The sequence below is a fragment of the Acidovorax sp. genome, assembly GCF_046294525.1.
Taxonomy (GTDB): domain Bacteria; phylum Pseudomonadota; class Gammaproteobacteria; order Burkholderiales; family Burkholderiaceae_C; genus Acidovorax.
The window spans coordinates 107817-132338 of record NZ_JBKBKQ010000014.1; the positions used below are offsets into that span (position 1 = coordinate 107817).

The 24522-nt window shown below is 67.8% G+C and carries 19 protein-coding genes; 7 read left to right on the forward strand and 12 right to left on the reverse strand.

Annotated features, from left to right (window positions below; genetic code table 11):
- Positions 1 to 50: 50 nt before the first annotated feature.
- The 3 genes from ACK4HJ_RS14290 to ACK4HJ_RS14300 form a co-directional block, all read right to left on the reverse strand.
- Complete coding sequence (locus ACK4HJ_RS14290; protein ID WP_409832703.1) at positions 51 to 1187, reverse strand: PilT/PilU family type 4a pilus ATPase; 1137 nt, start codon at positions 1185 to 1187, stop codon at positions 51 to 53.
- Between the two features lie 64 nt (positions 1188 to 1251).
- Positions 1252 to 1887, reverse strand: coding sequence for a Crp/Fnr family transcriptional regulator (locus tag ACK4HJ_RS14295; protein WP_409832706.1), 636 nt, complete (start codon positions 1885 to 1887; stop codon positions 1252 to 1254).
- 71 nt (positions 1888 to 1958) lie between these two features.
- Positions 1959 to 3002, reverse strand: coding sequence for a type IV pilus twitching motility protein PilT (locus tag ACK4HJ_RS14300; protein ID WP_409832707.1), 1044 nt, complete (start codon positions 3000 to 3002; stop codon positions 1959 to 1961).
- Between the two features lie 37 nt (positions 3003 to 3039).
- Here ACK4HJ_RS14300 and ACK4HJ_RS14305 point away from each other — a divergent pair, with 37 nt between their 5' ends.
- A complete protein-coding gene (locus tag ACK4HJ_RS14305) occupies positions 3040 to 3759 on the forward strand; it encodes a YggS family pyridoxal phosphate-dependent enzyme (RefSeq protein ID WP_409832709.1) in 720 nt (239 codons plus the stop codon).
- A 13-nt stretch (positions 3760 to 3772) separates the two neighbouring features.
- Here the strand turns inward: ACK4HJ_RS14305 and ltaE are convergent, their stop codons facing one another.
- Positions 3773 to 4843: a low-specificity L-threonine aldolase gene (gene ltaE / locus ACK4HJ_RS14310; RefSeq protein WP_409832710.1), complete on the reverse strand. Its 1071-nt coding sequence runs from the start codon at positions 4841 to 4843 to the stop codon at positions 3773 to 3775.
- 183 nt (positions 4844 to 5026) lie between these two features.
- Here ltaE and ACK4HJ_RS14315 point away from each other — a divergent pair, with 183 nt between their 5' ends.
- On the forward strand, positions 5027 to 8299 hold the full coding sequence (locus tag ACK4HJ_RS14315; RefSeq protein WP_409832749.1) for a carboxyl transferase domain-containing protein: 3273 nt from the start codon (positions 5027 to 5029) through the stop codon (positions 8297 to 8299).
- Positions 8300 to 8327: 28 nt separating this feature from the next.
- Here the strand turns inward: ACK4HJ_RS14315 and ACK4HJ_RS14320 are convergent, their stop codons facing one another.
- Both ACK4HJ_RS14320 and ACK4HJ_RS14325 read right to left on the reverse strand, forming a co-directional pair.
- Complete coding sequence (locus tag ACK4HJ_RS14320) at positions 8328 to 8939, reverse strand: LysE family translocator (RefSeq protein WP_409832711.1); 612 nt, start codon at positions 8937 to 8939, stop codon at positions 8328 to 8330.
- 98 nt (positions 8940 to 9037) lie between these two features.
- A complete protein-coding gene (locus ACK4HJ_RS14325; protein WP_409832713.1) occupies positions 9038 to 9844 on the reverse strand; it encodes a helix-turn-helix domain-containing protein in 807 nt (268 codons plus the stop codon).
- An 89-nt stretch (positions 9845 to 9933) separates the two neighbouring features.
- On the opposite strand from ACK4HJ_RS14325, the gene ACK4HJ_RS14330 reads away from it, so the two are divergent.
- Both ACK4HJ_RS14330 and ACK4HJ_RS14335 read left to right on the forward strand, forming a co-directional pair.
- Complete coding sequence (locus ACK4HJ_RS14330) at positions 9934 to 11073, forward strand: aminotransferase class V-fold PLP-dependent enzyme (RefSeq protein ID WP_409832715.1); 1140 nt, start codon at positions 9934 to 9936, stop codon at positions 11071 to 11073.
- A gap of 33 nt (positions 11074 to 11106) precedes the next feature.
- On the forward strand, positions 11107 to 12402 hold the full coding sequence (locus tag ACK4HJ_RS14335) for a DUF445 domain-containing protein (protein WP_409832718.1): 1296 nt from the start codon (positions 11107 to 11109) through the stop codon (positions 12400 to 12402).
- Between the two features lie 999 nt (positions 12403 to 13401).
- Here the strand turns inward: ACK4HJ_RS14335 and ACK4HJ_RS14340 are convergent.
- From ACK4HJ_RS14340 to purU, 5 genes are all read right to left on the reverse strand, one after another.
- Positions 13402 to 14127, reverse strand: a complete 726-nt coding sequence (locus ACK4HJ_RS14340) for an LrgB family protein (RefSeq protein WP_409832720.1) — start codon at positions 14125 to 14127, stop codon at positions 13402 to 13404.
- Positions 14111 to 14509, reverse strand: a complete 399-nt coding sequence (locus ACK4HJ_RS14345) for a CidA/LrgA family protein (protein ID WP_409832723.1) — start codon at positions 14507 to 14509, stop codon at positions 14111 to 14113. Before ACK4HJ_RS14345 ends, ACK4HJ_RS14340 begins: the two co-directional genes overlap by 17 nt.
- A 6-nt stretch (positions 14510 to 14515) precedes the next feature.
- Positions 14516 to 16021 (reverse strand): FAD-linked oxidase C-terminal domain-containing protein, encoded by a 1506-nt coding sequence (locus tag ACK4HJ_RS14350; RefSeq protein ID WP_409832725.1) that lies wholly within the window; start codon positions 16019 to 16021, stop codon positions 14516 to 14518.
- A gap of 226 nt (positions 16022 to 16247) precedes the next feature.
- A complete protein-coding gene (locus ACK4HJ_RS14355) occupies positions 16248 to 17153 on the reverse strand; it encodes a LysR substrate-binding domain-containing protein (RefSeq protein WP_409832727.1) in 906 nt (301 codons plus the stop codon).
- Between the two features lie 20 nt (positions 17154 to 17173).
- Complete coding sequence (gene purU, locus ACK4HJ_RS14360) at positions 17174 to 18025, reverse strand: formyltetrahydrofolate deformylase (protein ID WP_409832730.1); 852 nt, start codon at positions 18023 to 18025, stop codon at positions 17174 to 17176.
- Positions 18026 to 18104: 79 nt separating this feature from the next.
- Between purU and ACK4HJ_RS14365 the strand changes: the two genes are divergently transcribed.
- Positions 18105 to 20450 carry a putative bifunctional diguanylate cyclase/phosphodiesterase gene (locus ACK4HJ_RS14365; RefSeq protein ID WP_409832733.1) on the forward strand — a complete coding sequence of 782 codons (2346 nt, stop codon included), beginning with the start codon at positions 18105 to 18107 and terminating at the stop codon, positions 20448 to 20450.
- Positions 20451 to 20465: 15 nt separating this feature from the next.
- Here the strand turns inward: ACK4HJ_RS14365 and ACK4HJ_RS14370 are convergent, their stop codons facing one another.
- Entirely contained in the window at positions 20466 to 21392 is a 927-nt protein-coding gene (locus tag ACK4HJ_RS14370; RefSeq protein ID WP_409832735.1) for a ChaN family lipoprotein, read from the reverse strand.
- A 72-nt stretch (positions 21393 to 21464) separates the two neighbouring features.
- On the opposite strand from ACK4HJ_RS14370, the gene ACK4HJ_RS14375 reads away from it, so the two are divergent.
- Positions 21465 to 23453 (forward strand): type IV pili methyl-accepting chemotaxis transducer N-terminal domain-containing protein, encoded by a 1989-nt coding sequence (locus tag ACK4HJ_RS14375; protein WP_409832738.1) that lies wholly within the window; start codon positions 21465 to 21467, stop codon positions 23451 to 23453.
- Positions 23450 to 24223, forward strand: a complete 774-nt coding sequence (locus ACK4HJ_RS14380) for a response regulator (protein ID WP_409832741.1) — start codon at positions 23450 to 23452, stop codon at positions 24221 to 24223. The genes ACK4HJ_RS14375 and ACK4HJ_RS14380 overlap by 4 nt, the downstream gene beginning before the upstream one ends.
- Positions 24224 to 24522: the final 299 nt, after the last annotated feature.

A 24522-nucleotide genomic window follows, 5' to 3' on the forward strand; every position in this document is an offset into this window, starting at 1 on the left:
GGTTGCAAGCGATGGGGAGGCGGCGTGCAACCGAAGCGGGCCCGAGCCGGTTACACAATCGCGAAGTGTTCGGTGCCCTGGGCCAGGTCCGGCGACTTGGCGCGCTGGCTGTTGAGCTTGATCTGCAGACGCAGGTCGTTCAGCGAATCGGCGTTGCGCAGCGCATCTTCGTACGTGATCATGTTGGCCTCGTACAGGTCGAACAGCGCCTGGTCGAAGGTCTGCATGCCCAGGTTGCGGCTCTTCTTCATGATTTCCTTGATCTCGGAGACATCGCCCTTGAAGATCAGGTCGGAGATCAGCGGGGTGTTGAGCATCACCTCCACCGCGGCGGCGCGGCCCTTGCCGTCCTGCTTGGGTATCAGCCGCTGCGAGACCATGGCGCGCAGGTTCAGCGACAGGTCCATCAGCAGCTGGGCGCGGCGCTCTTCGGGGAAGAAGTTGATGATGCGGTCCAGCGCCTGGTTGGCGCTGTTGGCGTGCAGTGTGGCCAGGCACAGGTGGCCGGTTTCGGCAAACGCCACCGCGTGTTCCATGGTTTCACGGTCGCGGATTTCGCCCATCAGGATCACGTCGGGTGCCTGACGCAGTGTGTTTTTCAGCGCGGCTTCCCAGGTGTCGGTGTCCAGCCCCACTTCGCGCTGTGTCACCACGCAGTTCTTGTGCGGGTGCACAAACTCGATAGGGTCTTCCACCGTGATGATGTGGCCGAAGGAGTTCTCGTTGCGCCAGTCCACCATGGCGGCGAGCGTGGTCGACTTGCCCGAGCCGGTGGCACCCACCAGGATGCACAGGCCGCGCTTGGTCATGGTCACTTCTTTAAGCACCTGGGGCACGCCCAGGCCATCGATGGTGGGCAGCGTGAGCGGAATGGTCCGCATCACCATGCCGACCTTGCCCTGCTGCACGAACGCGTTCACACGGAAGCGGCCGATGCCTGCGGGCGAAATGGCGAAGTTGCATTCCTTGGTGCGCTCGAAGTCTGCCACCTGCTTGTCGCTCATCACCGCGCGCGCGAGCGTGAGGGTGTGGTTGGGCGTGAGGGGCTGGGGCGAAACCTTGGTGACCTTGCCGTCCACTTTGATGGCGGGAGGAAACTCTGCGGTGATGAACAAGTCGCTGCCGTTGCGACTCACCATCAGCTTGAGCAGGTCATTGATGAATTTACTGGCCTGATCGCGTTCCATCAGAATTTCTCCCGTGCGTGTTCGGCGTGCGAACGGTCATTGCTTGCGTGGGTGCAGCGGCGCATCATTTCTGGTTGTCGCTCAGGCGCGCGCTCACCACGCGCAGGCGCAGCGACAGCTTGCGGGCCAGCAGCGCAATCAGGCTGGCGGCCAACTGCGGGTCCTTGGTCATCATGTCGTCCATGGCCTCGGCGGAGAGCACGGCGATCTCGCAGTCCGTGAGCGTCGTGCAGGCGGAAAACCGGATACCGCTGTCCAGAAGCGACATTTCACCCAGGATGTCGCCGGGCCGCGTTTCGGCCAGGCGCAGTTGCTCGCCCCAGGGCTGCACGCGGTCCACGGCAATGGTGCCGGTCAGCAGCACCACCATGAAATTGCCGTACTCGTCCTGGCGGATCACATCGCGGTTGGAGGGCACCGCCGCAAACTCGAAAAAGCGCTCCATGCGCTCCACGGCGTCCTTGTCCAGGTGCGCCATGTACTTGTCCTTGGCCCACAGGCCCTGCAGCAGTTTGCCGCCCCGGCTGGTGGGCAGGCGCTTGGCTCCCACTTCCACGGCGCGGGCCTCCCAGGGCACGAGCATGGAGTCATCCACGCCCTGGCCCGCAAATGCGGTGGAGAACAGCACGGAATCCGTGTGGTCGTCCGCAGGCTTGCCGCCGCGGGTCTTTGCTTTCAGAAGGCCAAGAATGCCTTTCATACGTTGCTCCGGTCTGCGGCGCTTGGGGCCGCAATGTCTGTCGGGTGTGTGCTGATGGTCGCTGCGGGCGATCAGCCGGGGAAGTTCTCGGGGATCTTCGCCTTGCCGCGGGCTTCCGCGGGGCTGATGATGTTGCGCCGCACGAGGTCGGTGAGGTTCTGGTCCAGCGTCTGCATGCCCACGCTGTTGCTGGTCTGTATGGTGGAGTACATCTGCGCCACCTTGGCCTCGCGGATCAGGTTGCGGATGGCACTGGTGCCCAGCATGATTTCGTGCGCGGCCACGCGGCCCGAGCCGTCCTTGGTCTTGCACAGCGTCTGCGAGATCACGGCCTGCAGCGATTCGGACAACATCGCGCGGACCATTTCCTTTTCTTCGGCCGGGAACACGTCAATGATCCGGTCGATGGTTTTGGCGGCACTGGATGTGTGCAGCGTGCCGAACACCAGGTGGCCCGTTTCCGCAGCCGTCATCGCCAGGCGGATGGTTTCCAGGTCGCGCATTTCGCCCACCAGAATGGCGTCCGGGTCTTCGCGCAGTGCGGACTTCAGCGCCGCGGCAAACGACAGCGTCATCGGGCCGACTTCACGCTGGTTGATCAGACACTTCTTGGATTCGTGCACGAACTCGATCGGGTCTTCCACCGTAAGGATGTGGCCGTACTCGGTTTCGTTGAGGTAGTTGACCATGGCTGCCAGCGTGGTCGACTTGCCCGAGCCCGTGGGACCGGTCACCAGCACCAGGCCCCGCGGCTTGAGCGCCAGGTCGCCAAAGATCTTGGGTGCGTTGAGCTGCTCCAGCGTGAGGATCTTGGAAGGAATGGTCCGGAACACGGCGGCCGCGCCGCGGTTCTGGTTGAAGGCATTCACGCGGAAGCGGGCCAGGCCTTCGATTTCGAACGAGAAGTCGACTTCGAGGAACTCTTCATACGTCTTGCGCTGCGAGTCGCTCATGATGTCGTAGACCATGGCGTGCACCGTCTTGTGGTCCAGGGCATCGACGTTGATGCGCCGCACGTCGCCGTGGACCCGGATCATGGGCGGCAGGCCTGCCGAAAGGTGCAGGTCGGAGGCCTTGTTCTTGACGCTGAACGCGAGCAGTTGGGTAATGTCCACGGAATCCCTCTATCGTTTGGTACGCTTGCCAATCATTATGACCACGATTGCTAACAACCTCCAACAGGTTCTGGGCAGGATGGCGCAAGCGTGCACAGTGGCCGGGCGCGAGCCCGGTGCCGTGGGCCTGCTGGCCGTTTCCAAGACGTTTGGCGCCGCAGCGGTGCTGGAGGCGGTGGCCGCCGGCCAGCGCGCGTTCGGCGAAAACTACATCCAGGAAGGCGTGGACAAAATCGCCGCCGTGCGCGCCGCAATGCCCTGCGTGGCACTGCAGTGGCACTGCATCGGACCCATCCAGAGCAACAAGACCCGGCCCGTGGCGGAGCACTTCGATTGGGTGCACACGGTGGACCGGCTCAAGATCGCCGAGCGCCTGTCGGCCCAGCGGCCTGCGCACCTGCCGCCGTTACAAATCTGCGTGCAAGTCAACATCGACGGCGGCGCCACCAAGTCGGGCGTGGCACCACAGGACGCGGCGGACCTGGTGCGCGCTGTCGCAAAACTGCCACGGCTGGCCGTGCGCGGGCTCATGTGCATTCCGGAGCCTGCGCCCGATTTTGAATCGCAGCTCGCAGTCCACACCCGCGCCAAGCGGCTTTTTGACGAGATCGCTGCCGGCGGGATTCCTGGCCTTTTGCAGTTCGATACCCTGTCTCTGGGCATGACGGCCGACCTGGAGGCCGCCATCCAGGCCGGCAGCACCTTGGTACGGGTGGGCACCGGTATCTTCGGCGGCAGAAGCTACCCTGCCACCTGACGGCCTTTGCGTGTCAGCCGGGCAGCTGGAACTGCCCCACGCAGTCCAGCGCCGCATCCACATCCGCCTCGCTCACATCCAGGTGCGTCACCCAACGCAGCCGGGTGGCTGCGCCGTACAGGCTGCTTGTCACGCGCACGCCGCGCTGCGCCAGCCAGGCGGTAAAGGCGGGCGCCACATCGGCATGCAGATCGGTGAACAAGATGTTGGTCTGCCAGGGGTGCACGGTGATCTTGCCTTGCAGCACGGGGTGGCTGCGGCCGGCATCGCTCAGGCCCTGGGCCAGCCGGTCCAGGCGGGAATGGTCTTCGGCCAGACGCCGCACATGGTGCTCTAGCGCATAGTGGCCGGCGGCTGCCAGAACGCCCGCCTGCCGCATGCCACCGCCCAGGATCTTGCGGGTGCGGCGGGCCTGCCGGATGAAGTCGCGCGAGCCCAGCACCAGCGAGCCCACGGGCGCGCCCAGGCCCTTGCTCAGGCACAGCGAAGCGGAATCAAAGTGGCTGCATAGCGCGCGCGCTTCTGTATACACGTCGGTGCCGTTGCGCGCGGCATTGGCCGTGGCGGCGTTGAACATGCGTGCGCCGTCCAGGTGCATCGCCAACCCCCGGCTGCGCGCCAGTTGGGCCACCTCGGCGATGTAGGCGGGCGGCAGCACCTGGCCACCGGTCGTGTTCTCCAGCACGACCAGGCGGGTGCGCGCGAAGTGTGGGTCGTCCGGTTTGATGGCGGCGGCGATGTCGGCCAGACGCAAGGTGCCGTCGGGCTGCGTCTCCACCGGCTGGGGCTGGATGGAGCCCAACACGGCCATGCCGCCCGCCTCCCAGCGGTAGGTGTGCCAGCTCTGGCCCAAGATGGCCTCGTCGCCGCGCTGGCAGTGGCCCCACAGCGCGATCAGGTTGGTCTGCGTGCCCGATGGCGCGAACAGCGCGGCCTCGAAGCCCAGCAACTCGGCGGCGTGCTCCTGCAGTGCGTTCACCGAAGGGTCGTCGGCAAACACGTCGTCGCCCAGCGGCGCTTTGAACATGGCCTCGCGCATGGCGGGCGTGGGCTGGGTGACGGTGTCGCTGCGAAAGTCGGGCATGGGCGTCCTGTGGGCAAACAAAGCAAAACAAGGTGCGCATCCTAGCGGCGGGCCATGGTGTTTTGCCCGAACGGGGTTTCTCAGTGCTGCTGTCGCTTGTTTGCCATGTCACCGAGCGGGTCGCCGCCAGAATGCAGCGCAACCCTTGCCATCCGTTGGGATCTCTGCATGACCGATCGCCCCCTGTTTGCCAAAGTCCTTGTTGCCAACCGGGGCGAGATCGCGCTGCGCACCGTGCGCGCCTTGCACGACCTCGGCATTGCCAGCGTGGCCGTATATGCCGACGACGACGCCGCCAGCCCCCATCTGCACGCAGCCAGTACTGCCGTGGCGCTGGGCGCTGCTGGCCCCGCGGCATACCTGGACGGCGCGCGCCTCATCGCCATTGCCCAGACACAGGGCTGTGATGCCGTGCACCCGGGCTACGGCTTCTTGAGCGAGCGTGCCGACTTCGCCCGCGCGTGTGCCGAGGCGGGGCTGCGCTTCATCGGCCCCACGCCTGCGCAGCTCGCGCTGTTCGGCGACAAGGCGCAGGCCCGTGCGCTGGCGCGGCAGCAGGGCGTGCCGCTCATGCCCGGCACGCAGGCGGCGGTGACGCTGCAGGAGGCGCAGGCCTTCTTTGCGCAGCACGCCCATGCCGGCATCGTCATCAAGGCCATCGGCGGTGGCGGCGGGCGCGGCATGCGCGCGGTGGCGTCGGCCGATGACTTGCCCGCTGCCTACGCGCGCTGCCGCAACGAGGCGCAGGCCGCCTTTGGTGTGGACGGCGTGTATGTGGAGCGCCTGATGGGCAACGCCCGCCACATCGAGGTGCAGGTGCTGGGCGATGGGCGCGAGGTGATCGCCCTGGGCGAGCGCGAATGTACGCTGCAGCGGCGCTTTCAGAAGGTGGTGGAGATCGCGCCCAGCCCCTCGCTGCCCGCGCCGCTGCGCGAGCGCATCACCACCGCCGCACTGTCCATGGCGCGCGCCGTGGCCTACGAGGGCCTGGGCACGTTTGAGTTCCTGGTGGACCTGGTCTCGAACGACCTGCCGTTTGTGTTCATCGAATGCAACCCACGCCTGCAGGTGGAGCACACCGTCACCGAAGAAGTGACCGGCGTGGACCTGGTGCAGGCGCAGATTGCGCTGGCCGCGGGCCGCACGTTGCAGGACATCGGCCTCGACCCTTCCGCACCGCCTGCCGTGTTGGGCTTTGCCGTGCAGTGGCGCATCAACGCCGAGACGCTGGACGCGCAGGGCAACGCCACCCCAGGCAGCGGCACGCTCAGCCGCTTTGACCTGCCCGCAGGCCCCGGAGTGCGCGTGGACACGCACGGCGCAGCAGGCGCCTCGCCGTCGCCGCACTACGACACGCTGCTGGCCAAGCTCATCGTGCACATACGCAGCCCGCGCTTTGCGGATGCGCTGCGCCGCTCGCAGCGCGCGCTGGCCGAGTGCCGCATCGACGGTGTGGCCACCAGCCTCGCGCTGCTGCAGGCGCTGGCAACACGGCCCGAGATGGAGAGCCAGCAGGTGCACACGCGCTGGCTGGAATCCGTGTTGCCTGAATTGCTGGGTGCTTCCAAAAACATAGCTGGTAGCGCTTATTCAGCAAGCGCTAGCGGCCAAAAAGACTCAAAATTCTCGATGTCTGCACCCGAAGGCGCCGTGCTGGCCCCCATGCCCGCCCGTCTGGTGCAGCTCAGCGTGGCCGAGGGCGACGTGGTCGCTGCGGGTGCTGAGCTGGCCGTGCTCGAATCCATGAAGATGGAGCACGTGCTGCTGGCCCCACACGCGGGCCGCGTCGGCGCGCTGCTGGCCGTGGCCGGTGGCTACGTCGCGCAGGGGCAGCCACTGCTGGTGCTGGACGCGGTGGACGATGCGGCCGATGTCGAAGTGCAGGGCAGCGCTGCGCACGACCCCGACCACATCCGCGCCGACCTGCAACGCGTGATCGACCGCCACGCCTTCACGCTCGACGCCGCGCGCCGCGACGCCATGGCCAAGCGCCACGCGCAAGGCGGCCGCTCCGCGCGCGAGAACATTGCCGACCTGTGCGACGACGGCAGCTTCATCGAATATGGTGCCCTCGCCATCGCCGCGCAGGCGCGCCGCCGCAGCAAGGAGGACCTGATTGCCAACACGCCCGCCGACGGCATGGTCACGGGCATTGGCGGCATCAACGGTGCACTGTTTGGCGAAGAGAAATCCCGCGCTGTGGTCATGTCCTACGACGCCACCGTGCTCGCGGGCACGCAGGGCGCACGCAACCACGCCAAGACCGACCGCATGCTCGGCATCGCGCTGGCGCAGAAGCTGCCGGTGGTGCTGTTCGCCGAGGGCGGCGGCGGGCGCCCGGGCGACACCGACATGCCCGTGGTGGCGGGGCTGCATGTGCACACGTTTGCGAGCTACGCGGCGCTGTCGGGCCAGGTGCCAGTCATCGGCATCGCCGCGGGGCGCTGCTTTGCGGGCAACGCGGCGCTGCTGGGCTGCAGCGACGTGGTCATCGCCACGCGCGCCAGCAACATCGGCATGGGCGGCCCGGCCATGATTGAAGGTGGTGGTCTGGGCGTCTTCAAGCCCGAGCAGATCGGCCCGAGCCGCGTGCAGCATGCCAACGGCGTGATCGACGTGCTGGTCGATGACGAGGCCGGGGCGGTGCAGGCCGCGCGCCACTACCTGTCGTTCTTCCAGGGCCGCTCATCGCAATGGTCTGCACCCGACCAGCGCCTGCTGCGCGCCGTGGTGCCCGAGAACCGCCTGCGCGTGTACGACACCCGCACGGCGATGGCGGGCCTGGTGGACGACGGCAGCCTGCTGCTGCTGCGCACCGGCTTTGGCGCGGGCATCCACGCCGCGCTGGCGCGCATCGAAGGCCGCCCCGTGGGCTTGCTGGCCAACAACCCGCAACACCTGGGTGGCGCCATCGACGCAGATGCGGCCGACAAGGGCGCGCGCTTCATGCAGCTGTGCAACGCGCATGGCCTGCCCATCGTGAGCCTGGTGGACACGCCCGGCTTCATGGTCGGCCCCGAGGTCGAAGCCACGGCCCAGGTGCGCCATGTGAGCCGTCTGTTCGTCACCGCCGCCAGCCTGCGCGTACCCACCTTCAGCGTGGTGCTGCGAAAGGGTTACGGCCTGGGCGCCATGGGCATGACGGCCGGGGGCTTTCATGCGCCCGTGTTCACCGTGGCGTGGCCCACGGGCGAGTTCGGCGCCATGGGGCTCGAAGGCGCCGTGCGCCTGGGCTTTCGCAAGGAGCTGGAGGCCCTGCCCGAGGGCGCCGAGCGCGACGCGCTGTTTGCCAAGCTGCTCGCCAAGTCGTACGCCAACGGCGAGGCCATGCACATGGCCGCCACGCTGGAGATCGACGCGGTGATCGACCCGGCCGACACGCGGGCCTGGCTGGCGCGGGGGCTGGCATCGGCGCAGGTGGCGCCGCCGGGTCCACGTTGCATCGATACCTGGTGAAGCAGCACGGCACCTGGCACGGTGGTGCCTATCGGTGCATCAGGGCGAGCTTTGCGCCGAGCCCGACAAACGCGGCCGCAAAGCCGCGGCGCAGCCACACCAGCGCGCCGGGGCGCTGCAGCACCTGGTCACGAAACCGGGCGGCAAAGACGCCATAGCCCAAGAACACCACAAAGGTCATGGCCATGAAGACCAGCGAGAGCTGGACCATGCGCCACGCGGGCTGCGTTTCGCCCGGTGCGATGAACTGCGGCAGAAAGGTGAGGAAGAACAGCGACAGCTTGGGGTTGAGCAGGTTGATCAGCATGGCTTCCGCGATACGCCCACCGGCTGCGCGTGCGGGCGCGTCAGTGCGGACCTCCAGTGTGGCGGGCGAGCGCCACGTGGCCCAGCCCATGTAGACCAGGTAGGCGACCCCCGCGTAGCGCAGGACTTCAAATGCCGTGGCGCTGGCGTTGAGAAGTGCGGCCAGCCCGGTGATCGCCGCCAGCAGGTGCGGCACGATGCCGAGCGTGCAGCCCAGGGCCGTCACGGCGGCGGCCCGCGCGCCGCCCGAGAGCCCGGCCGCCACGGTCAGCAGGGTTCCTGGCCCCGGCGAGACGACCACGATGAGAGAGGTGATGAGAAATTCGATGCCCATGGCGAGGGGCCGCGCGGCGGCGGCGTGAAGTGGCGATGCCCGCAGCATCCGCCAACCCCCGCACAACGGTCTTGAACGAAATTGCAGGGTCCGGGCTGTCAGCTGCGTGCGCGAACGTAGGCGCCCGGTGTGATGCCAAAGCTGCGCGTGAACAGGCGCGTCAGGTGGCTTTGGTCGGCAAAGCCACTCGCTGCGGCGACATCAGCCAGGGGCGTACCCGCACCCATCAGATGGCGCGCAAGCTGCAGTCGGCGCTGCAGCAGGTAGGCGTGCGGCGTCAGGCCCGTGGCCTGGGCAAATTGGCGCACGAGCTGGTAGCGGCTCAAACTTGCTGCATCGGCCAGTTGCGCGAGGCTCCAGGGCGCGGTGGGATCGTCGTCCATCACGGTGCGAGCCCTGGTGATGGACGCGGCGGATTGTTGGTGGCCCTTCGGCCGCAGCAGGCCGCCCAGCACCTGCAACAAGCATTCCTCCACATGCAGCGTTGCGGCCGAGTGGTTGGGGCGGTGGGTGGCCGCGTCGAACAGCGCCAGTACCTGGGCCGCCAGCCGCGCATCGCGCATCGTCGGAGCATGGAATTCGAAGGCGGAGCCGAGCGGGCCCGGATGCACATCGGCCGCCAACGGCGCCACCAGGGAGGGCTCCAGGTAGAGCATGCGCCAGGCGCGTCCACGCTCGTCCAGCGGCATGCCATCGTGGACTTCGCCGGGGTTGACCGTGATGGTGTCGCCTGGGCCCGATTCCACAATGCCCCGGCCGCTGGCTGATTTCTGCGCACCCCGCTCGATCACGCCCAGGCCGAACTGCAAGTGCATGTGCCTGCCGAAGACGAGGCGGGAGTCGGCCTGCATCGCTTCGATGCCAGGCAGTGCGGTGGGCAGGAATCGGAAGGGTTTTTGCTGCATGGCGCGCGGCCTTGGGGTGGCGCGGGGCCATGATAAGCTGACCTGATCGTCCCTTTTCCTCCCTCAGTTTCACACGCGGAGACTCCCCTATGCCCGGCCTTTTGCCCGATATCGACCCCGATGGTTTGCTCGAATTTTCGGTGGTCTACACCGACCGCGCGCTCAACCACATGTCCAAGCGCTTCACGGGTGTGGTGCAGGGCATCCTGGCGACTCTCAAGGAGGTCTACCACGCCCACACCGCGGTGCTGGTGCCCGGCAGCGGCACCTTCGGCATGGAGGCCGTGGCCCGCCAGTTTGCCAACCAGGAAAAAGTGCTCATCGTGCGCAATGGCTGGTTCAGCTATCGCTGGACGCAGATATTCGATGCCGACAAGGGCCTGGGCGGTGGGTCGGTCGTGTGCAAGGCGCGCCAGCAAGGCAGTGGCCCGCAGGCGCCCTGGGCACCTTGCCCGGCCGACGAAGTGGCGGCCACCATCCGCGCCGAAAAGCCGAAGGTGGTGTTTGCGCCCCATGTGGAAACCGCGAGCGGCATTATCTTGAGCGACGACTACATCCGCACGCTGACGGCGGCCGCGCATGACGTGAGCGCACTGTTTGTGTTGGACTGTGTGGCGTCGGGTGCGATGTGGGTGAACATGCAGGCCACCGGCGTGGATGTGCTGATCAGCGCACCGCAAAAGGGCTGGAGCGGCTCGCCCTGCTGCGCCATGGTGATGTTGAGTGAGCGCGCGCGCCAGGCCATCGAGGGCACGACGAGCAGCAGCTTCTCGTGCGACCTCAAGAAGTGGATGCAGATCGCTGAGGGCTACGAAAAGGGCCAGCACGCATACCACACCACCATGCCCACGGATGCATTGGTGCGCCTGTGCGACGTGATGGCCGAGACCCGCGCCTATGGCTTTGCCAAGGTGCGCGAGGAGCAGATCGAACTGGGCGCCAAGGTGCGTGCGCTGCTGGAGTCGCGCGGCTTCCCCAGCGTGGCGGCCGAGGGCTTCAAGGCCCCCGGCGTGGTGGTGAGCTACACCACCGACCCCGGCATCCAGAACGGCAAGAAGTTCATGGAAGTGGGCCTCCAGACCGCCGCAGGTGTGCCGCTGCAGTGCGACGAAGGTCCGGACTTCAAGACCTTCCGCATTGGCCTGTTTGGCCTGGAAAAATGGCACAACGTGGACCGCACGGTGGGCCACCTGTCGAAGGCGCTGGACCAGATTGCGGCGGCTGCCTGACGGGGTGCACGCTAGGGCAGTGGGCGGGCCCGGATGAAGCCAGGGGCTGACAGCGCAACCCTCGCCCTGCGCCGCGCCAAGCGGCAGGCGCTGGGCCTGCTGTTGCTGGTCACGGCCGTGTTCATTGCCACCAGCGTGGTGGAGCGCGGCCTGTGGCTCAACGCCGTGAAAGCCGTGGCCGAGGCCGCCATGGTGGGCGCGTTGGCCGACTGGTTTGCGGTGGTGGCGCTGTTTCGCCGACCGCTGGGCCTGCCCATTCCGCACACAGCGGTCATCGCTCGCAACCAGGCGCGCATCGGCCGCAACCTGGCCACCTTTGTGCGCGACAAGTTCTTGGACGTGCCTTCGCTCGTGTCGCTGATCCGCAGACACGACCCGGCCGAGCGGCTGGCGCAGTGGCTCACGTCACCGGGCAACGCCGCGCTGCTGGGGCACCAGGCCACGCGCCTGGCATCGGCTGCGCTGGAGACGGTGCAGGACGCGCAGGTGGAACGTTTCATCCAGAAAGCGGCGCGCGCATTGATCGGGCAGGTGGACATGTCGCGCGCCTTGGCCGCGGTGCTCGACACCCTCACGCACAACGGCCGTCACCAGGCGCTGCTGGACGATGTGCTGGCCAAGCTCATCGAGCTATTGCAGAACGAGCAGACCCGTACCTGGGTCGCGCAGTCCATCGTGGCCTGGCTCAAGAAGGACCACCCGCGCACCGAGAAGTTGCTGCCCAGCGACTGGCTGGGCGACAAGGGCTCGGCGCTGCTGGCCCGCGCTCTGGAGAGCCTGATGGCCGATGTGGCCGCCAACCCGCAGCATGCCTTGCGCGCGCAGTTTGATACCGCTGTGCAGCGCTTTATCGAGCGCCTGCGCAGCGACCCGGAATGGGGGCGCAAGGGCGAGGAGATCCGCACCTGGCTGCAGACCGACGCCACGGTGGCAGGTTATGTGCAGACCTTGTGGCTGGACCTGCGAGGTGCGTTGCAGCGCGACCTGGCCGATGCCGATTCGGTGCTGGCGCGGCAGGTGGGCAAGCTGGGGTTGTGGCTGGGGGAGTCGCTGGCGGGGGATGCGGCGCTGCGGCAATCGTTCAATGACCGGCTGGAGCGATGGGCAGAGGGCCTGGCGCCGGATGTGTCGGCGTTCATTGCGCAGCACATTGAGGACACCGTGCGGCGATGGGATACCGAGGAGATGACGCAGCTGATTGAGCTGAACATTGGGAAGGATTTGCAGTACATCCGTATCAACGGCACCGTGGTGGGCGGGCTGATCGGACTGGTGCTGTTTGCGGTGTCGCACGCGGGGGAGATTTGGCGAGCGGTGGTGGGTGGCTGAGTTGGGCTCTACCCCATCCGTTCTGTCTGAACCACTCGAAGCCGGCTTGTGTTGGCGCCGGACCGCTCGGGTTGAACTTGTCGAAACCCCCAAGCCGTAGGGGGTGAGCCAGTCGAAGCCGGTGTGCCATCCCATCCGTTCGGGCTGAGCTCGTCGAAGCCATGCGCTGATGTGGCCGCGTGCCTTTTCGAGGGAGGAGGCCGGGAGTCGCCCGGCATGCGAGTAACTTTCTTTTGCGTCGCCAAAGGAAAGTCACCAAAGAAAAGGCGACCCCCAGTCTGCGACCCCTTCGCTGCGCTACGGGGCAACCTGCGTCGAGGCGGTTGCGGGGCGCGCCGCAGAACTCACTGCGCGCTGGCGCGCTCCGTTCAGACAACTGCGGCGAGCTAGACCACGAGGCATGCGCGCTTCGACGCGCATGCTCACCCCGCAACCGCCCCGCCGCAGGCGCAGCCAGCAGGGGTGGGACAGCCGAACATCCGAACAGCCATACGGGCGTTTGCTTCGCTCGGCCCAGTTTGCGCAGCGCGTAGCGCTTGCGCCCGCGGGATGGAGCCGAGCGAAGCGATGGCCCGAATGGATGTTCTCTCCCCAGCCCCTCTGTATGCGCCGAGGAGCGCAGCGGGCGGGGTGGCATGTGTGCCGAAGGACACACATGCTTCGTGGACTAGCTCGTCGCAGTTGTTTGAACGTAGCGCCAAAGGCGCGCAGTGAGTTCTGCGACGCACCCCGCCCGCGAGCACCGCAGGTTGCCCCAGCGCGAAGCGCTGGGGACGCAGACAGCGGGGTCGCCTTTTCTTTGGTGACTTTCCTTTGGCGACGCAAAAGAAAGTTACTCGCACGCCGGGCGACTCCCGGCCTCCGCTCTTCGCAAAGGCACGCCACAAGATCAGCACGCGAGCGTCGGCGTCAACAGATTAGTGACCAGAAGAAACCGCAGACTACAAATACAATAGCTGCTAGCGCTTTATGGATAAGCGCTAGAGCACAATTTCGTTCTCAAAACAACCGAAACGCCAACGGCATCAACACCGCCGCCAACACCACCTGCAACCCCAGCGCCAAGCCCGCATACGCCCCCGCCTCGGCATGCACCTGCAAGGCATGCGCTGCGCCAATGCCATGCGACGCGGTGCCCAGCGCAAAACCCCGCAGCGCCATGCCCTCAGCGTCCGTGGGCAAGCGCATCAGCCCAAAAAGCCAGCGCGCCGACAGCGCCCCCACCATGCCCGTCAGCGCTGCAAACACCGCCGCCAGGGCAGGCACGCCGCCGATCTGCGCCGCCACGCCCATGGCGACGGGGGCAGTGACGGACTTGGGCGCTAGCGACATCAGCACATCACCCGGCAGGCCCAATGCCCAACCCAGGCCCACGGCGCTGGCTGCAGCCGCACTGCCACCGGCCAGTGAGGCCAGCACCAGCCGGCCCCAACGCGCGCGCAAGGCTACGCGGCGTTGCCACAGAGGCCAGCCCAGTGCGACCACGGCAGGGCCCAGCAGGAAGTGGATGAACTGGGCGCCTGCAAAGTACGTGGGATACGCGGTGCCGGTGGCCAGCATGAGAGCGGCCAACACCACCACCGACAGCATCACCGGGTTGGCCCACGGCGCGTGGCCCGAGCGCACCGACAACGCCTGCGCCAGCACGTAGACAGCCAGCGTGGCCGTGAGCCCGAACAGCGGGGCCGACGCCAGGTACACCCACAGTTCAACGAAGTTCGGCATCATCGCCCGCCTCGGGTGTGGGTGTGGGTGTGGGTGTGGGTGTGGGTGTGGGTTGCCACAGGCGCAACACCAGCGCCGTCACGGCCATGCCGATCCAGGTGGAAAGGACAATCACCACAATGAGCTGCAGGCCGTACGCGCTCAGCAGGGCCAAGTGCGTCATCACGCCGACGCCCACGGGCACGAACAGCAGCGACAGGTGATTGAGCAAAAAGGTGGCGGCAGGTGCCACGGCCTGCTGCACGGGCGCCCAGCGCAGCGCCAGCAGCAGCGCCACCATGCCCACCACCGGCCCCGGAACGGGCAGCGCCAGAAAGTGCGACAACGCCTCGCCCGCCGACTGCATGAGCAGCAGAAAAGCCAGGCCCTGCAGCGGCTTCATGGCGCGTCAGAAGCGGGGCAGGTCGGGGTGGCTGATCTGCCCCCCGCGCACCAGCATCTTCCCGTACTCCGCACACCGGTTCAGCGTCGGAATCACCTTCCCCGGGTTCAACAACCCGGCCGGGTCAAATGCATGCTTGAGCCCAAACATCTGCACGTTTTCCTCGGCCGTGAACTGCACACACATGCTGTTGAGCTTCTCCACGCCCACGCCATGCTCGCCCGTCACCGTGCCGCCCATGGCCACGCTGGTCTCCAGGATGTCGGCGCCAAACAGTTCGCAGCGGTGCAGCTGGTCGGCGTCGTTCGCATCGAACAGGATCAGCGGATGCAGGTTGCCGTCGCCCGCGTGGAACACGTTGGCGCAGCGCAGCTGGTATTTCTTTTCCATCTCCTGGATGGCGAGCAGGATGTCGGCCAGGCGCTTGCGCGGGATGGTCGAGTCCATGCACATGTAGTCGGGGCTGATGCGGCCGCTGGCGGGGAAGGCGTTCTTGCGGCCGCTCCAGAAGCGCAGGCGCTCGGCTTCGTCGTTGCTGACCGAGATGGCGGTGGCGCCGGCAGCGCGCAGCACCTCGCTCATGCGGCCGATTTCTTCCTCTACCTCTTCGGGTGTGCCGTCGCTTTCGCACAGCAGGATGGCCTCGGCACTCAGGTCGTAGCCGGCCTTCACGAAGTCTTCTACGGCCGCGGTCATGGGCTTGTCCATCATTTCGAGGCCCGCGGGGATGATGCCGGCGGCAATCACGGCGGCCACGGCGTCGCCGGCTTTGCGCACGTCATCAAAGCTGGCCATGATGCAGCGCGCCAGCTGCGGCTTGGGGATCAGGCGCACCGTCACCTCGGTCACCACGGCCAGCATGCCCTCGCTGCCGATCACGGCGGCCAGCAGGTCGTAGCCGGGGGTGTCCAGGGCCTCGCTGCCGAATTCGACGTGCTCGCCTTCCACGGTGAAGCCCTTCACCTTCAGCACGTTGTGCACCGTGAGGCCGTACTTCAGGCAGTGCACGCCGCCCGAGTTTTCGGCCACGTTGCCGCCGATGGTGCAGGCAATCTGGCTGCTGGGGTCGGGCGCGTAGTACAGCTGGTAGGGCGCGGCGGCCTCGCTGATGGCCAGGTTGCGCACGCCGCACTGCACGCGCGCAGTGCGGGCCACCGGGTCCAGATCCAGGATGCAGTTGAACTTGGCCAGCGACAGCGTCACGCCCATGGCGTGCGGCATGGCGCCGCCCGAGAGGCCCGTGCCTGCGCCGCGTGCCACCACGGGCACGTTCAGTTGGTGGCAGGTGCGCAGCACGGCCTGCACCTGTTCGTAGGTCTCGGGCAGGCACACCACCAGCGGGCGCTGGCGGTACGCGGTGAGGCCGTCGCATTCATACGGCGTGGTGTCTTCGGCGTTCCAGAGCAGCGCGTGCCCAGGCACCACGCGGCCCAGGGCCTGCACGACCTCGGCCTGGCGCGCGGCGCGCTCGGCGGGGGTCGGGAGTGCGGCTGGAGAAGTGGCTGTGTTCATGGCCGCCACTGTAGGGGATGGCGGAGGGCGGGGCGTGAGGTTTTCTGCAGGTGTTTGTGAAAAACACCGGAACGCTCTTGAATTGATAGCTGCTAGCGCTTTGTGGATAAGCGCTGAGGGCCGATTTGCCTGAGTCTGGTGGAGGAGGGCAAGGCTCGGGCGAGGGCTGCGTCCCCCTTCCCGGCGCAGCCGAGAGAAGGGGGACGCGGCGTAGCCGCTCAGGGGGTCACACCATCGTTTTTCGCAGCCACTCCGCAAACGCCGCGCATTCCCACCGGTCCATCGTTCCGGTTCGCCAGCAAAGATAGTGCGCATGCGGGCTGGGCGCATCGTGGGCAAACAGCCGCACCAGGGTTCCGTTTTCCAGCCAGGGCGCGCCCAGCTTCAGGCGCACCAGCGCCACGCCCATGCCGGCAGCGGCGCCGTCGCACATCAGGCCAATGTCGTTGAACTGCGAGCCCTCGCTGGGCTCGGCCCAGTCCAGGCCCGTGGCGGCAAACCAGGTGCGCCAGGGTTCCAGCGGGCTGCGCAGCAGCTGCACACCCTCCAGGTCCTCGGGCCGCTCGAACGGGCCATGTTCGCGCACGAACGCGGGCGAGGCCAGGGGCGTCACCACGTCGCGGGCCAATTCCACATGCTCCACGTCGGCATAGTGGCCGGGGCCAAAGCGCACCATCAGGTCGGCGTCTTCGGCCACCACGTCCAAGAGCGGGATGGAGACTTGCAGCGCGAGGTCGATCTCGGGATACGCCTCGGTGAACTGGCGCAGGCGCGGGATGAGGATGGTGCGCGCAAACGTGGGCGTCACGGCCAGCTTGAGCCGCCGCCGCCCGGGCGCGGCCGCCTGGCCGGGGAACCGCTGCAGCGCACCCAGCCCCTCGCGCACGTGGGCCAGGTAGGCGCTGCCCTCGGTGGTCAACGAAAAGTCGGCCCGGCCAAACAGCCGCACGCCCAGGATCTGCTCCAGCTGCTTGACGCGATGGCTCACCGCGCTGGGCGTCACGCACAACTCGTCGGCCGTCTGCGTCACGCTGCGCAGGCGGGCCAGGGCCTCAAAGGTCAGCAGGCACTGGATGGGCGGGATGCGCCGCACCGCAGCGGTGAGAAAGGACGTGGGGGCGGCCGTCGCCATGACTGCGTAGGGCCTACCGGTTAGCGAAAAATAACCGTCTTATGGCCGTTCAGGATCACGCGGTGCTCGCTGTGCCACTTCACCGCGCGGGCCAGCACCTGGCTTTCGGTGTCGCGGCCGCGGGCCGTGAGGTCTTCCACGGTGTCGGTGTGGTCGGCGCGGGCCACGTCCTGCTCGATGATCGGGCCTTCGTCCAGGTCGGCTGTCACGTAGTGGGCGGTGGCGCCAATCAGCTTCACGCCGCGGTCATGCGCCTGGTAATACGGCTTTGCTCCCTTGAAGCTGGGCAGGAAGCTGTGGTGGATGTTGATCGCCCGACCGGCCAACTTTTGACATAGGTCAAGAGAAAGTATCTGCATGTAACGGGCCAGCACCACCAGTTCGGCCCCTTCGGCCTCGATAATCTCGAACTGTTTGGCCTCGGCCTGGGCCTTGGTGGCGCCGGTGACCGGGATGTGGTGGAACGGCACGTTGTAGCTGGCCGCCAGTTGATAAAAGTCGCGGTGGTTGCTGATGATGGCGCGGATGTCGATGGGCAGCAGGCCACTCTTCCAGCGGAACAGAAGGTCGTTCAGGCAGTGCCCCTCCTTGCTGACCATGAGCACGGTTTTCATGGGGGCTGCCGTGGCGTGCAGCGTCCAGCGCATCTGGTAAGGCTCGGCGAAGGCGGCTAGGCGGGTCTTGAGGGTGGCGTGGTCGTGCTGGTCGCAGGCAAATTGCACCCGCATGAAGAACAGGCCGGTGGCGTGGTCGTTGTACTGCGCGGCTTCTTCGATGTTGCCGCCGTGCTCCAGCAGGAAGCCCGATACGGCGTGGACCAGCCCCAGGCGGTCGGGGCAGGACAGGGTAAGGATGTAGGCGTTGGTCGTCATAGCCGTGCGATTGTCGCAGCAAGGGCTGGCGGCCGTCGGGCCGCGAAAACGAGTAAACGAACAAGGAGCACAAGCGCAAATGGGCAGTGAGGGCCATGCCACCACGCTGGTCCCCTGGCGGGGGATGCTGCTGTACCTGGTGCTGGGTGTGGCCTGGGTCTTTGTGGGCGATGCGCTGCTGGCCCGCTGGGTGAGCGACCCGGAGCTGCTGACCCGCTTCCAGACCTGGAAGGGCTGGGGCTACGTGGCGCTGACCAGCGGCCTGGCCTGGTGCCTGCTGCGCAGCGTGCGCCGGGCCGAAAAGGTGCGCCTGGCCATGTCGCGCGAGCTGACGCAGATCGTGCGGCACGCGCCGGCCGGCATTGCGCGCGTGGCGCCTGACGGGCGCTTTCTGTGGGCCAATGCCCGCCTGTGCGACCTGCTGGGCGAGCCGCAGGCGCAGGTGTGCACCCGCAATCTCCGGGATGTACTTTTGCCGTCCGACCCCGACGCGGCGGCTGCCCAGCTTTCGCGCCTGCTGGCTGGCGAGATCGACCACTATGTGGACGAGCGCGAATGTCTGCGTCCCGGTGACGGCCGCACTGTGCCGGTGCTGTGCACTGTCACGCTGGTGCCCGAGGCCGACGACGAGCCCGCCCACCTGGTCTGCGTGGTGCAGGACCTGGACGAGATCAAGGCTGCCCGCGCCGCCCTCAAAAACAGCGAAGACCGCCAGCGCCTGGCCGCCACCGTGGTGGACAATACTATCGAGGGCGTGGTGGTGACCGACGCGAACAGCCGCATCCTGTCGGCCAACGCCGCCGTCACGCGCCTGCTGGGCTATACCGAGGAGGAACTGCTGGGCCAGACGCCGCGGCTTTTCAAATCAGGCCGGCACGATGCCGCCTTTTACGAAGCCCTGTGGAGCACCCTGCGCCAGACGGGCCACTGGCAGGGCGAGATCTGGAACCGGCGCAAGAACGGCGAGGTGTTCCCCGAGCACATGTCCCTGTCTGCCGTGCGCGACCCAACGGGCCAGATCACGCATTACGTTTGCATGTTCACCGACATATCGGAAGAAAAGGCCCAGCAGCGCCAACTGGAATACCTGGCGCGCAACGATGCGCTGACAGGGCTGTCCAACCGCACCTGGTTCGGCCAGCAGCTGGAGCTGGCCGTGCAGGAGGCGCACACCAGCGGAGAACACCTGGCCGTGCTGCTGCTCAACCTGGACCGCTTCAAGGACGTAAACGACAGTTACGGCCACGCCACGGGCGACCTGGTGCTCAAGCACATTGCGCGGCAGGTGCAGTCGGCCCTGCGCCCGGGGGACGTGCTGGGGCGCCTGGCCGGCGACGAGTTGGCCGTGGTGGCGCGCCACCTGCGCCACCCGGACGGCGCGGCCGCCGTGGCCCGGCACCTGATCGCCGCCGTGGCCGAGCCCTGGCGCTCACCCGACGGCTTTGAAGTGGTGGCGGGCGTGAGCGTGGGCATCTGCTTGTACCCCGAGCACGCCAACACTACCGAGCTGCTGCTGCAGGGCGCGCACGCCGCCGTGTACGGCGCCAAGGCGCGCGGGCGGGGCGCGTGGTGCTTCTTCCATGAGGCCATGACGCAGGCCGCGCGCGAGCGCCTGGCCCTGGAGTCCCGCCTGCGCCTGGCGCTGATGCAGGGCCACCTGGAGATGCACTACCAGCCACAGGTGGACATTGCCAGCGGCCGCATTGTGGGTGCCGAGGCGCTGGTGCGCTGGAACGACCCGGTGGAAGGGCTGATTTCGCCCGCGCGTTTCATCCCCGTGGCCGAGACATCAGGTGTCATCGGCCCGCTGGGTGAATGGGTTCTGCATGAGGTGTGCCGCCAGGGCCGGGAGTGGCGCGATGCGGGACTGCCGGTGCTGACGCTGGCGGTCAACGTGTCGCCGCGCCAGTTCCACCTGACCGACCTCGCCGGCTGCGCGGCGGCGGCGCTGGCCGGCTCGGGCTTTCCGGCCGAGCTGCTGGAGCTGGAGATCACCGAAAGCGCGCTGGCCGAACGCGCCGACGAGGCGCGCTTGGTGCTGACGCGCCTGCAGCAGCTGGGCCTGCGCGTGGCGGTGGACGACTTCGGCACCGGCTATTCGTCGCTGGCACAGCTCAAGCGCTTTCCCATCGACGTGCTCAAGATCGACCAGGGCTTCATCCGCGACATCCCGCAAAGCGAGGACGACATGGCCATCAGCGCGGCCATCATCGCCATGGGGCACAGCATGGGCATGTCGGTGCTGGCCGAAGGGGTGGAGACCGAGGGGCAACTGGCCTTCTTGCGCGAACGGGGCTGTGCCACCTACCAGGGCTATCTGTGCAGCCGCCCGCTGCCCGCCGAGGGCTTTGCCGCGCTGCTGCGGGCACAGCCGCCCCAGCCACCGCGGCCCGCGCTGCTCACGTCTGCACCTGCGGTGCCGTAGGTCTGGGGCGGGCGCTCAGCGCTGGCCGCGTGGTGCCGTGCGCCACTGCTCGCGCAGCTCGGCGCAGGCATCGCGGGGTGGCAGGGCCGGGGTGTCGATCACCACATCAGCGTCGGCGTCGGCCGGGGCATGGGCGACAGTGCCTGCAACTTGCGATGCTTCTGTCTTGATAGCTGATTGGGCTTTCTGGACGCGCGCAAGGGCCACTTTTGACTTCAAATTTTTGGGCCAGTGTGTGGGCACGCCCAGGCTGCGCAGCACATGGCCGCCCCCGGCCACCAGCAGCACGGTCTGGCCGGGGCGCAGCGCCTGCTTGGCGGTGCGGGCCATGCTCGCGTCGCGGGCGATCTGGATGCGCGCCATGGGCGCGAGCTGTGACTCGGGCAGCAGGCCGCAATGGCCGTCGCGCAGGGCGGTGATCTGGCGCGCCAGCGCGGCAGGGGGCAGGTGCTGGTCCCAGGCGGGCTCCTGCATGGCCGCGCGCATCTGGGCGCGGGGCAGGTTGCCGCCCAGCACGGGCACCCCCGCCGCCACGGCGGCCATCACCACCGGGCCATAGGCCTTCCAGGGCCAGGCTGCGTCGTTCCACTGCAGGGCGGCCTGGGCCTGGGCTTCGGTGGCGCCCGGCGGCAGAGATTGGGTGCTGTGCCCGCTCTCGGCCATCTCCATCACCAGGGCCGCCAGCTGGCCGCGTGCCGCCAGCCACAGCACGGCCTCGCGCTGCAGGCGCTGGTGGTCGGGCGCGTCATGCTGCTCGCCCAGCAGCAGCACATCGGCGGGCAGCAGCGTGTGCAGGCGCTCGGGCCAGGGGGTGGCCCGCGTGGCGGCGGGCGGCAGGGTGCCCGCACAACCCGCCAGCACCAGCAGGGCGCAGCCCAGGGCGGCGGCGCGTGCACCTCGGGTGAGCCGGGTGCGTAAGAAAGAAGGGAGAGGTCTTTGCATGCGGTGATGCTACGCGGGCCGCGCTTGACGCAGGTCAAGAAACGCCGAGCACCCCCTGCCTACACTGCGCCGATGCGGACCCAGCCCACGCTCACCACCAAGCTCCTGGCCCTGGGCGCGGGCTTCTTGCTGGTGGCGCTGGCGTCCATCAGCCTCACGCTGTGGGTGACCTGGAAGCTCGAAGGCGGCGCGGCGGCCGTCAACGAGGCGGGCCGCCTGCGCATGAACATGCTGCGCATGGTGTTGGTGCTGCAGACCGAGCCGCCCGAGGCGGTGCGCGAGCGCGTGCGCCAGTTCGACGCCAGCCTGGAACTGCTGCGCACGGGCGACCCGTCGCGGCCCCTGTTCGTGCCGTGGAGCGGCGAGACCCGCATGCGCTTTGACGCCGTGCGCAGCCAGTGGGCCACGGCCCGCGCGGGCTGGACGGGCCCGCAGCCGCCCGGCCGCGCGCAGACGCTGGCGCAGGCCGATGCGTTCGTGCAGCAGGTGGACGGGTTCGTGGAGGCCATCGAGCACCAGATCGCGGGCTGGACGGCGGCGCTGCATCTGTTCCAGCTGTTCATGATGGCATTGGCCATCGTGGCCGCCGTGACATTCATGGCCGTGAGCTACCTGCTGGTGATCAACCCCGTCTCGCGCCTGCAGCAGGCGCAGGCGCGGCTGCGCCAGGGCGAACTGGGCACGCGGCTGCCGGTGGACACCGATGACGAGTTCGGCCAGCTCTCGGCGGGCTTCAACCTGATGGCGCACGCGCTGCAGGCCTCGCACGACGAGCTGGAGCACAAGGTGCGCGAGAAGACCGCCAAGATCGACGTGAAGAACCAGCGGCTGGCCGCGCTGTATGAAGTGAGCGCGCTCGCTTCCACCGCCAGCAGCCTGGAGCTGCTGGCCCAGGGCTTCGCGCGCCAGATCCGCAGCTTGGCGGGCGCCGATGCGGCGGCGGTGCGCTGGTCCGACGAGGACAACGAGCGCTACGTGCTGCTCGCGGGCGATGGCCTGCCGCGCACCATGGCCGCCGGGGAGCACTGCCTGCACACCGGCACCTGCCTGTGCGGCCAGCCGCAGGTGCAGGCGCGCACGCGCGTGATTCCCATCACGCCCGCCACGAGCCTGGCCCTGCCGCACTGCCGCGAGGCGGGGTTTGAGACCATGGTGACCATTCCCGTGCAGATGCAGCAGCGCGTGCTGGGCGAGGTGGACCTGTTCTTCCGCTCGCCGGTGGAGATGACCGACGGGCTGCGCGAGCTGCTCGAGGCCATGACGCGCCACCTGGCCAGCGCCATGGAAGGGCTGCGCGCCACCGCGCTCGAGCGCGAGGCGGCGGTGGCGCAAGAGCGCAGCATGCTGGCGCGGGAGCTGCACGATTCCATCGCGCAGTCGCTGGCGTTCCTCAAGATCCAGACGCAGCTGCTGCGCGATGCCGTGGCACGCGGCGACACGGCCAAGCGCGACCGCAGCATGGGCGAGCTGGAGGAGGGCGTGCGCGAGTGCTATGCCGACGTGCGCGAGCTGCTGGTGCACTTTCGCACCCGCACCAGCGACGAGGACATCGAATCTGCGTTGCGCGCCACCTTGTCCAAGTTCGAGCACCAGACCGGCATGGCCACCACGCTCAGCATGGAAGGCCATGGCCTTCCGCTGCCGCCGGATCTGCAGATCCAGGTGCTGCACATGGTGCAGGAGGCGCTGTCGAACGTGCGCAAGCACGCCGGTGCCACCCGGGTGGACCTGCGCGTGCACCGCCACCCGCGCTGGCGCTTCGAGGTGCAGGACAACGGCTGCGGCTTTGACGTGGCCACCGTGCCGCCCGACTCGCTGCATGTGGGCCTGGGCATCATGCGCGAGCGGGCCCAGCGCGCGGGCGCGGTGCTGCAGGTGCAATCCACGCCCGGCCAGGGCACCCGCGTGTGTATCGAGCTGCCCACGGTGACCGCCGTGAGTGCCCCGGTCGTGCCATCTTCCGGTGATATGGTGGCGGCTCGCGCCCCCGGCATGGCCGGTACCGACACCGTCTTAACACCCACCGCTGTTGCAGCCAGGGTGCCCACGCCCACGACATGAACCGAAGCAGCCAACTCTCCGTTTCTCCGCCCACCGCCGCCGTTCCGGATGCCACGCAGCAGCAACCTGTCACGCTGCTGGTGGTGGATGACCACACCCTGTTCCGTCGCGGGCTGATCGCGCTGCTGGGCCAGGATGCCGGCCTGCAGGTGGTGGGCGAGGCGGGAGACGCTGCCGAGGCCCTGCGCCTGGCGCCCCAGCTGCAGCCCCAGGTGATCCTCATGGACAACCACCTGCCCGGCGTGATGGGCGTGGATGCCATCCGGGGCCTGCGCGAAGTGGCGCCCGCGTCGCGCGTGCTCATGCTCACCGTGAGCGAGGATGCCCAGGACCTGGCCGCCGCGCTGCGCAACGGCGCACAGGGCTACCTGCTCAAGACCATCGATGGCGACCTGCTGGCCGAGGCCATCCGCCGTGCAGCGCGCGGCGAGCCGGTGGTGAGCCCCGAGCTCATGGGCAAGCTGGTGGCGGCGTTCCAGTCGCAAGGCGTGGCCGAGGCCGCCGCGCTCATGGCCACCCCAACCACTGCCTCGGCCACAGCCCCGGCACCGCTGCCGGAGCCGGGCGGCGGCGGGGCCCCCTTGTCGCCCCGCGAGGAAGACGTGCTGCGCGAGATTGCGCGCGGCGCCAGCAACAAGGAAATCGCGCGCACGCTGGACATCGCGGAAACCACGGTGAAGATCCACGTGCAGCACATCCTGCGCAAGCTCGGGCTGAGCTCCCGCGTGCAGGCGGCGGTCTACGCCTCGGACCGCCAGCGCACGGAGTAGCGGCCCTGCGCTGCCGGCCACACCCGTCACGGCCGGCGGCATTCATTTGCTCCTAAAAATATAGCTTTCGGCGCTTGTCCAGCAAGCGCTGGAGGCTGTTTTTGCTTGTAATCTGCTCCGTGAACGCGGTGCGGATGTGTGGGCGCGCGCTGCCTGCGTCGCGGCAATCGCACCGGCTGTGCAGATGGCATGGACGTCTCCACCTACACCGCCGTTGATGGCGCAGGCCCCTGACTACATTGCAAGGTGGGGCCTCGCGGTAACGGCATCAAAGTGCCAAAGTGGAAGTTCGTCGCAAC